Annotated in this window: 6 protein-coding genes and 1 tRNA gene; 3 read left to right on the forward strand and 4 right to left on the reverse strand. The window is 49.6% G+C overall.

Annotated features, from left to right (window positions below):
- Nucleotides 1-268: 268 nt before the first annotated feature.
- Together NHN17_RS16260 and NHN17_RS16265 are read left to right on the forward strand one after the other, a co-directional pair.
- On the forward strand, nucleotides 269-1,513 hold the full coding sequence (locus tag NHN17_RS16260) for an outer membrane protein transport protein (RefSeq protein WP_255043668.1): 1,245 nt from the start codon (nucleotides 269-271) through the stop codon (nucleotides 1,511-1,513).
- A gap of 221 nt (nucleotides 1,514-1,734) precedes the next feature.
- Entirely contained in the window at nucleotides 1,735-2,382 is a 648-nt protein-coding gene (locus tag NHN17_RS16265) for a trimeric intracellular cation channel family protein (protein WP_255043669.1), read from the forward strand.
- Nucleotides 2,383-2,504: 122 nt separating this feature from the next.
- Here NHN17_RS16265 and aroC read toward each other — a convergent pair whose 3' ends face one another.
- From aroC to NHN17_RS16285, 4 genes are all read right to left on the reverse strand, one after another.
- Complete coding sequence (aroC, locus tag NHN17_RS16270) at nucleotides 2,505-3,590, reverse strand: chorismate synthase (protein WP_255043671.1); 1,086 nt, start codon at nucleotides 3,588-3,590, stop codon at nucleotides 2,505-2,507.
- Nucleotides 3,591-3,829: 239 nt separating this feature from the next.
- Nucleotides 3,830-4,999, reverse strand: a complete 1,170-nt coding sequence (gene rluF, locus NHN17_RS16275) for a 23S rRNA pseudouridine(2604) synthase RluF (protein ID WP_255043673.1) — start codon at nucleotides 4,997-4,999, stop codon at nucleotides 3,830-3,832.
- A 141-nt stretch (nucleotides 5,000-5,140) separates the two neighbouring features.
- Entirely contained in the window at nucleotides 5,141-8,272 is a 3,132-nt protein-coding gene (locus NHN17_RS16280; RefSeq protein ID WP_255043675.1) for a multidrug efflux RND transporter permease subunit, read from the reverse strand.
- Nucleotides 8,272-9,375 carry an efflux RND transporter periplasmic adaptor subunit gene (locus NHN17_RS16285; protein ID WP_274132853.1) on the reverse strand — a complete coding sequence of 368 codons (1,104 nt, stop codon included), beginning with the start codon at nucleotides 9,373-9,375 and terminating at the stop codon, nucleotides 8,272-8,274. The genes NHN17_RS16280 and NHN17_RS16285 overlap by 1 nt, the downstream gene beginning before the upstream one ends.
- 225 nt (nucleotides 9,376-9,600) lie before the next feature.
- Here NHN17_RS16285 and NHN17_RS16290 point away from each other — a divergent pair.
- A tRNA-Tyr gene (locus tag NHN17_RS16290) sits at nucleotides 9,601-9,685 on the forward strand.
- Nucleotides 9,686-9,842 lie beyond the last annotated feature (157 nt).

The following is a 9,842-nucleotide window of genomic DNA, read 5'->3' on the forward strand; positions in this document are numbered from 1 at the left end:
CGACTTCTTCCATCAACCGATAAACTCATAAACCTCGCTTAACTGAGCGAACACCCCGTCGCTGAAATACGCTTATTCAGATACAACTGTACGCCGAAAAGTCATCCGACCAGAATGTATTGAACAAGCATTACCATATTTAATTCTATCTTTACGTAAAATAACGATACTTTAACCCTATTGAGTAAATGAACATAAGAATTACTTAACGCTTTTACTCTAAGGCGTATGATTCGCTCCATTGAATTTCAGCGAACATATTAGACTGATGAACAAAAATAAAATTACTCTTTCGCTAGCATCAGCGTTAACACTAGGCATTAGCACTAATACCATGGCAGCAGGCTTCCAGCTTGCCGAATATTCTGCAACGGGCCTTGGTCGCGCGTTTGCCGGTGAAGCCGCTATGGCTGACAACGCCAGTGCCCAATTCCGCAACCCAGCGATGATGACTTACCTTGAAGGAACTCAGGTTTCTGTTGGTGCGATCTATGTTGATCCAAACATCGATGTTAATGGCGATGTCAGCTTACTTGGTCAGCAAGTGGCGACAACCAAAGCCAGTGATATTGCACACTCTGCGGTGATCCCAAACTTTTACATTTCACACCGTGTCAATGAGCAGTGGGCGGTTGGTCTTGCACTAGCGACCAACTACGGCATGGAAACGGAGCTTGGCGGCGATTTCCTTGGCACGATCTTTGGCAACCAAGCCAATATTATGTCAGTGGAAATCAACCCGAATATTGCCTACAAGATTAACGATCAATTCAGCGTTGGTGCGGGTATTCGCTATGTCATGGGCGAAGGTCACTTTGGTGCAGCTTTACCAATGGGCGGACCAGATCTTAAATATATGGAAGGTGATGATGCGGCATGGGGTTGGCAACTAGGTGGTGCTTGGCAAATTAACGAAGCCAACCGCATTGGCTTTAACTACCGCTCAGCTGTAGATCTTAAGCTCAAAGGTGAAGCTTCTGGCCTGCTATATGGCGGTGTTCACTCTGGCAGCATGGCACTGACCCTGCCAGCAACTGCTGAAATTGCCAGCTACCACCAGCTAACCGATAAACTTGCCATGCACGCCAGCTTCAACTGGACCGACTGGAGCAGCTTCGACAAGCTCGAAGCGAGCATTCCATCAATCAGTGCGACACCAGATCTAATCAAAGAAGAGAACTGGGAAGATAATTACCGTATCGCACTAGGCGCAACGTACCAGTACACCAACAAACTAGCAGTGCGTACCGGTGTGGCTTACGACACATCAGCAGTAAGTGATGAACACCGTACCCAGACCATTCCTGAAACCGACCGCCTATGGCTAAGCCTAGGTGCTGGTTACCAATGGTCTGACGCACTGAGCTTCGATGCAGGCTTCACTTACATCTTCGCCAAAGATGCATCAATGGATGAAAGCCTAGATGTTAACGGTACTCCTATCGCAAGCTTCTCAGGCGAAACCACCGGCAACGTTTGGCTTGCAGGTATCCAGGCTAACTACCGCTTCTAATATTGGCTATTGGCTAAATTATCAAAGAGTGCCCGTATGGCACTCTTTTTTGTTTATCCCCTCATATAGGAACTAGGATCGCTCTTCCTCCTGCTCTACCCCGCCCCTTAATACATGAGTTGAATTCATGTATTACAAAATTCATTTCATTCGACGTCAGTAAAAACGCGGCATAAAATCGCAACCACTTTCAGGTACTCTTATTTTCATCGATTATTCTCATGCTATTAACAACTCTCTACATCATCGGGATCACAGCTGAAGCCATGACTGGGGCATTGGCTGCTGGTAAACGTCACATGGACTGGTTTGGTGTCATGCTCGTTGCCAGTGCCACGGCTATCGGTGGCGGTACGGTGCGTGATGTATTACTGGGCCATTACCCACTGGGCTGGGTAGCTAATCCGCAATACCTCGCGATCACTTGCCTTGCCGGGCTATTCACGACCATGGTTGCACCGCAAGTGGTTCGCTTCCATAAAGTGTTCGTGTTACTGGATTCGCTAGGCTTGATTGTCTTTAGCATCATCGGCTGTCGTGTGGCAATGGATATGGGCTTATCACCATTGATCTGCCTCGTAGCAGCTGTCGTCACCGGTGTTTTTGGTGGCCTGCTGAGGGATATGATCACCCGCCGCCCACCACTGGTACTGCAAAAAGAGTTCTACGCATCAGTGGCCTTCATCGCAGGAGGCATGTACTACGGGTTACTTTACTTGGGTGTGGAAGAAACGATTGTCACTATCAGTACATTAGTGGTGGGTTTCAGTATTCGAGTGGCCGCCGTACAGTTTGGTTGGAGCTTACCCGTCTTTCGATTGGAAGAGATCGAGCCTGCCGCAGAGAAGCTAGAAGCACCAAAAGGTTAGTTCAAAGTGATACCAACCTACATAAATATTTGATCAACGACTTATCCAGGTTGGTATAAAACGAAACATAAAAAAGCGAGGACATGCCCTCGCTTTTTACATCTCGATAAAAGGCGTATCGATTAAATCTTTGGCGTCTCTGTTAGCACATCGGCATTCTGGCCACGGTGGCGCAACAGATGATCCATCAGGGTGATAGCCAGCATCGCCTCGGCAATCGGCACTGCACGGATCCCCACGCATGGGTCATGGCGACCTTTAGTGATCACCTCAGCGGTTTCACCTTGGCTTGTAATCGTCTCGCCCGGTACCGTAATACTTGAAGTTGGCTTCAACGCAATGTGAGCAACGATATCTTGACCTGACGAAATGCCGCCAAGAATGCCACCGGCATGGTTAGACTTAAAGCCCTCTGGCGTCATGGCATCACGGTGCTCGCTGCCACGCTGCTCGACAACCTCAAAGCCGTCACCAATTTCCACGCCTTTCACTGCGTTAATGCTCATCAGTGAGTGGGCAACATCCGCATCAAGACGGTCAAAAACCGGCTCGCCGAGGCCAACGGGCACATTGTTCGCAACGACGGTCAGCTTAGCTCCGATGGAATCACCGTCTTTCTTCAGCTTGCGGATCAGCTCGTCGAACGCATCGACTTTATCCGCATCCGGGCAGAAAAAGGCATTCTGCCCCACCTGCTCCCAATCAACTTTGTCAATTTTGACATCGCCCATTTGCGATAGGTAAGCACGTACTTCAATACCATGCACCTGCTTGAGGTATTTCTTGGCAACGGCACCGGCAGCAACACGCATTGCGGTTTCACGGGCAGACGAACGGCCTCCACCACGGTAATCACGGATACCGTATTTTTGGTGATAGGTGTAATCGGCATGGCCAGGGCGGAACAAGTCTTTAATGTTCGAGTAGTCCTTAGAGCGCTGATCTGTGTTTTCAATCAGCAAGCCGATAGACGTACCTGTTGTCTGGCCTTCGAACACGCCAGAGAGAATTTTGACTTCATCAGGCTCACGGCGCTGAGTGGTATATTTAGAGGTCCCCGGACGTCGACGGTCCAAGTCATGTTGCATATCCGCTTCAGTCAGTTCGAGTCCCGGAGGGCAACCGTCAATAATGCAGCCCAGCGCCAAACCATGACTCTCACCAAAGGTGGTGACGCGAAATTGTTGTCCAATAGTATTGCCTGCCATTACATCCTCTGTGAATTCGTACCGCTTTTCGCCCCGCAGGACGTGTAACCGACATTGTTGGCAAGGCCGGCCAAGTGATAACTCGGTTATCAGGTGTTTTCGTCAATGAGTACAATATTGCAAATTCGTTGACGGGATTGCAAGCGCGAATATGGCAGAAATTATTCCACCGCTGAAATACAAAAAAAGCGGACAACCTATGTCCGCTTTTTTTGATGTTCATTCAGGCGAGTAAAAAGTTACTCACCCTTCGGCGATTTCCACTTCTGGATTTTGCTTGAACCGCCGTTGCTATTGCGAGAGCCTGAACCGTTACGAGAGCCTGAGGCTTCGTCATCACGCTGAGTGCGACGGTGACCAGGCTGTACGCCACGGCCCGGACGCGGACTTCTGCGCTCATCCTGACGGTCCTGATCTTGCCCCTGACCACGGTTCGGGCCTTGGCCGCGACCTTGACCGCCACGTCGATCATCACGGCGGTCGCCACGATCACTGCGCTCACCGCTATGGCGGCGGCGATTCGGCTCACCCTTACCTTGGTAAGTCTTGTACTTGATCTTACCCTCGCCTTCTTGTTGGCGGCTATCAAACAGCTTAGCATCTGTTGCTTTCTTGATGTTTTTGCCTTCGCCATCCACTTTAGACGCTTCTTCGGTCTTGCTCGAATCGGCAATCAGGCTGTTGATCTCGCCAATTTCTGCATCCGTCAGATAACGCCACTTACCGTTTGGCAGGCCATCAATGCTGATGTTCATGATACGCACACGGCGCAGCTTGAATACATCGTAGCCCAACGCTTCACACATACGGCGGATCTGACGGTTCAGGCCCTGAGTCAGCACAATACGGAATGAATAGTTGGTTTCCTTTGTCACCTTACACGGCAAGGTCACGGTATCGAGAATTTCAACCCCAGACGCCATTTTATCAATGAACTCTTGGGTAATTGGCTTATCGACACGTACTACATATTCTTTCTCATGCGAGTTACCGGCACGCAGAATTTTATTCACGATATCACCGTCATTGGTCAGGAATATCAAACCATCAGACGGCTTATCCAGGCGACCAATTGGGAAAATACGCTTACGGTGGCCGATGAAGTCAACAATGTTATCCGGGATATGGCGCTCAGTGGTACAAGTGATACCTGCTGGCTTGTTCAACGCGATATAAATAGGTGCTTCCTTAGCGCGCAACGGCTTATCATCAACCAGTACATCATCGCCAGGCATGACTTTAACGCCCATCTCTGGCTCTTGACCGTTTACCGTCACCCTTCCTTGATCTATAAGCTTGTCCGCCTCGCGGCGTGAGCAATAGCCTGTATCACTAATAAATTTATTAAGTCGCACTGCTTGGCTCTGTTCGCCATTTGCAGCACCCTTGTTAGGCTGATTTTGAGACATAGTTTTCTTCTATACTGTGCGTTTCACAACGCGATCAAGGGATAATTATGGCCGAGTATTCTAGCAATAGCCCAGCATCATGGGAAAGGAAATAAAAAAAATGCCACCGACCGGTGGCATTTTTGATTATCAGGTAATCATTTAATCCGCTAGTGGCTCACCTGTTGGCCCTACTTTCACACTGTTATCTTGATCCAGTGCCTTGTCCAACTGCTCGGCCACATAACCCGGCGACTTGGTATTGGCTGCCATCAGACGGTACATCGCCGGAATGACAATCAGGGTAACAAAGGTGGCGAATGCCATACCGAAGAACACCACGACACCCACCGCAATGCGCCCTTCCGAGCCTGCACCAGTAGATAGAATCAATGGTACCGAACCAAACAAGGTGGTAAACGCGGTCATCAGAATTGGCCGCAAACGACGCTCAGAGGCATCAATGATCGCCTTCTCGAACGGTACGCCTTTATCGCGCAGCTGGTTGGCAAATTCCACAATCAAGATACCGTTCTTGGTCACCATACCTATCAGCATGATCATACCGATCTGGCTGAAGATATTGAGGCTCTGCTCCATTACCATCAACCCGGCTAAGCCTCCGAAAATCCCCATAGGAACGGTTAGCATGACCACCATCGGGTTAATAAAGCTTTCAAATTGCGCCGCCAGCACCAGGTAAGCAACCAAAAGAGCCAAACCAAACACCATGAGGATACTGCTTTGGTTTTCACGGAAATCTTTCGACTCACCGGCGTAATCAATCACGATATCGCTTGGTAACATCGACAAGGCTTGCTCATCCAAGAAATCCAGCGCCTGGCCCAATGTGAAGCCCGGTACCAAGTTGGCTTTCAGTGTGATCGACTTCTGCTTCTGGTTATGGCTCAACCGCTGTGGTGAGGCCACCTCTTCCACTTTAGCCAGTGATTCCAGCGTGATCAGTTGGCCTGTACGGGTGCGGACATAAATCTGGCTGAGATCCGCGGCATTATTGAAGCTGTTTTCATCACCGCGCAAATACACATCGTATTCCTCGCCCCGGTCAATGAACGTCGTTTCACTGCGACCGCCCAGCATAACTTCCAAGGTTTCGGCAATATCATTGACCGGGATTCCCAGTTCTGCCGCACGCTCGCGGTTCACCGAAACAACCAGCTCTGGCGTCGTTTCAGCATAATCCAGGTCCGTGCCGTCCATCATTGGGCTGCTTTCGGCAAGGTCTTTTAGCTTATTTGCCCAATGGAACAACTCAGTATAATCCGCACCATTCAGCACAAACTGGATAGGCTCAGATGATCCTCGACGAAAACCAGGCATAAACGGCCTCACCCGAATATCGGGGATCCCTTGTAGTGATCGACGCACCATATCCAAGGCATCCGTTGCCGAAACATCACGATCCTCCCAGTTCTCCAGCTGCATAATCACAAAGCCTGTCTGGTCACCGGCACGACCGCCGAATGCGGGGGTCTGGATAGAAACTGATTTAATGACACCTTGGCCAACCATCGGCAGCAAACGGGCTTCCACTTCTTCGACGTTACCGACCATACGGTTGTAGCTGGTCCCTTCTGCACCATTAAGGAAAGCAAAGATAACGCCACGGTCTTCCTGCGGTGCCAACTGCGAAGGCACGCTTTTCATCAACACAACGCTCAGGCCAATAAATGCTAAGACGATGAAAGGTGCACCGTAACGGTAGCGTACCGAAACAGTAACGACCTTACGGTATCCGGCTTCTAAACGGCCAAACATACGATCAACCCAAAGGTTGAATTTACTCGGCTTCACATTATCTTTCAGTAGCTTACTGCCCAATACCGGGCTCAGGGTCAATGCGACAATCGACGAGAAAATGACTGCCATTGCCAACAAAACCGCGAATTCGGTGAACAATGGCCCAACCATACCGTCCATAAAGGAGATCGGTAGGAACACCATAACCAGTACAACCGTGGTTGCAACAACCGCAAAGCCTACTTCCCGGGTTCCCTTGTAGGCTGCCAGTAACGGCGGCTCACCACGTTCAATATGGTGATAGATGTTTTCCACCACCACGATGGCATCATCCACCACCAGGCCGATCGCTAAGATCAATGCCATCAAAGTCAGCAGGTTGATTGAAAAGCCCAAAAAGTACGCCACCATAAAGGCAGAGATCAGCGATACCGGAACAGTAATTGCCGGGATCAAGGTTGCACGGGCCTGACCGATAAAGATGTAAAGCACCAATACGACCAGCAAACCAGTAACAAACAGGGTGCTATATACTTCTTGAATCGAGCGGTCGATAAAGATCGTTGAGTCATAGTCAACAAACAACTCTGTGCCTTCAGGCAGGAAGCGCTGCATGCGCTCCACTTCTTCGTATACCGCTTTGGATACATTGAGTGGATTGGCATCTGTCATGGTGACCATGCCGAGACTTAAGTTCGAAATTCCGTTGTTTTTAAAGGTGGCATTCTCGTTCCGCGCACCAATACCGACTTGAGCAATATCTTTAAGGTAAATTGGCGAGCCGTCTTCGGCAGTACGGACAACAAGATATTCAAAGTCTGATGCATCTTGGTAAAGTCGCGCTGTACGCACTGACATAGTGGTGGTGTCATTTCGTACTTCACCACCAGGTAGTTCAACGTTCTCTTTATTTAGAGCGCTGACAATATCGCTGGTCGTCACGCCACGACCTGCCATTTGATCAGGCATCAACTTAACGTACATGACCCGGTACAATGCACCACTTAGGTTGACCGAGCTGACCCCGTTGATCAGGCTGAAACGGTCCATCAGAACACGCTCGGCATAATCGGTCAGCTGAGTACGATCCATAACACTTGACGTCAGATTGATATAAACAGCAGGCTCACCCGAGCCATTATCTTTCGATACTACAGGATCATTGGATTCATCGGGCAAACGACGCTGGGCGCGTGATACCGCATCTCGCACATCACTGACCCCTTCGGTCAGGTTCCAGCCGAGTTCAAACTCGATGGTGATCCGCGACATACCATTACGGGTGGTGGAAGTGATACTCTCGATACCACTGATCCCCGAAAGCTGATCTTCAAGTACCGAGGTGATCCGGCTTTCCATTATGGTGGCGGAAGCCCCCGAGTAGCTGGTCGACACCGTTACCACAGGGTTTTCAACATCCGGCATTTCTCGTACCGACAGCTTGGTAAAAGACACCAAGCCAAAAACCACCAACAGCAAGCTGAGAACGATAGCGACAACCGGACGCTTTACCGATACATCAGATAACCACATTACGCATCATCTCCAGCTGGACCTTGTTGTTTCGGCGCGCCATTAGCTTTTTGCGCCATGATATCGCTCACCTGCACACCGTCGCGCATATTCACCAGTCCTTGAATCACAATACGATCACCAATACCGATTCCTGACTCGATAACCACTTCACTTTCAATACGGGCTCCAAGCTGTACTTCGGTACGGTGGGCTTTACCGGCTTCATCAACCAAATAAACAAATCGCTTGGTGCCAGAGTATTCCAGTGCCTGCACTGGGATCACGGCAGCATCTTGCGGGGCAAAACCAAGACTGGCAGCCATTAGCATGCCCGGCTTCAGCAAGCCGTCTTGGTTATCAAACTCCACACGAACGCGAATATTGAGAGAGTCGGCCTGAACACGCGAATCAATGGCTTTGATTTCACCGCTAAAAGTTGTACCCAACCATGCCTGACTAGTCGCTTCGACGGTCATCCCTTCGCGCAAGAAAGACAGGTATTGTTCTGGCACCTGGATATCCAAACGCATCAACGACAAGTCATCCAGAGAGAACAGCTCACTACCGACAGTCAGCATGTGGCCTTCGCTGAAATCGACCAAACCCACGGTTCCGCTAAAGGGTGCGCGGATAGCGTGATCATCCAAATCGGCTTTTGCTGCCTGCAAACGGGCATCGGCTATACTGACACTGGCAAGCTGAGCATCCAGCTCAGTTTGGGTGATAGCACCACGGCTCACCAGCTTCTGATATTCGTTGTATTTACGCTTTTCATCATTTGAGTACGCTTTAGCTTCGGCGTAAGCGGCTTTCGCTCTGGCATCATCAAGCTGCACCAACAGATCGCCTTTTTCGACCTTGCTATTTACCCCAATCTCAATTTGCTCGACACGGGCAGCCACTTGAGTAGCAATATTAACCGAACGTTGCGCTTCAAGCTTACCGACCAATGACAGAGATTGTGCAACAGGGTGGGCACTAACTTCACCAAGCGTCACAGGGATCTCTCGCGCCGAGCGGGCAGCGGGCTGCTCTGCTGCCATAGATTGACTTTGGAAGTAAAAATATCCACTACCTGTTAACGCGGCAGTCACCATTGCCGCAACAAGGACCTTTTTCATTATGAAATCCATTATTTTTAAACTGCATGCATGATATCTGAACCAGCCCTTAAGCGAGGTAAAGAAGTGTAAAGAAAAGCAATGTCGCGTTTACCAAAGCGAAGAAAAACATCAATAACGCCAGCTCAATCAACAATATGATGAAAATAACAGCAAGCAGACAAAAATAGTGAGGAAAAGGGTTTACAGTTCATCTCGGTTTGCTAATATGCGCTCCGCACTTGTGGAGGGGTTCCCGAGTGGCCAAAGGGAGCAGACTGTAAATCTGCCGGCTCCGCCTTCGATGGTTCGAATCCATCTCCCTCCACCATTATTCTTGAAAGGTGTTCCTGACTTGTGTAAGGTACGTCTTTCCAAATTGGACTGTTTGGCTAGTTCAATTAAAGCAACACCCCGTGGAGGGGTTCCCGAGTGGCCAAAGGGATCAGACTGTAAATCTGACGGCTCTGCCTTCGATGGTTCGAATC

This window comes from Photobacterium pectinilyticum (genome assembly GCF_024357955.1).
Taxonomy (GTDB): Bacteria; Pseudomonadota; Gammaproteobacteria; order Enterobacterales; family Vibrionaceae; genus Photobacterium; species Photobacterium pectinilyticum.

Coding starts and splice junctions, on each gene's coding strand:
- NHN17_RS16260 (WP_255043668.1), top strand. CDS start 269: ATGAACAAAAATAAAATTACTCTTTCGCTAGCATCAGCGTTAACACTA.
- NHN17_RS16265 (WP_255043669.1), top strand. CDS start 1,735: ATGCTATTAACAACTCTCTACATCATCGGGATCACAGCTGAAGCCATG.
- aroC (WP_255043671.1), bottom strand. CDS start 3,590: ATGGCAGGCAATACTATTGGACAACAATTTCGCGTCACCACCTTTGGT.
- rluF (WP_255043673.1), bottom strand. CDS start 4,999: ATGTCTCAAAATCAGCCTAACAAGGGTGCTGCAAATGGCGAACAGAGC.
- NHN17_RS16280 (WP_255043675.1), bottom strand. CDS start 8,272: ATGTGGTTATCTGATGTATCGGTAAAGCGTCCGGTTGTCGCTATCGTT.
- NHN17_RS16285 (WP_274132853.1), bottom strand. CDS start 9,375: ATGAAAAAGGTCCTTGTTGCGGCAATGGTGACTGCCGCGTTAACAGGT.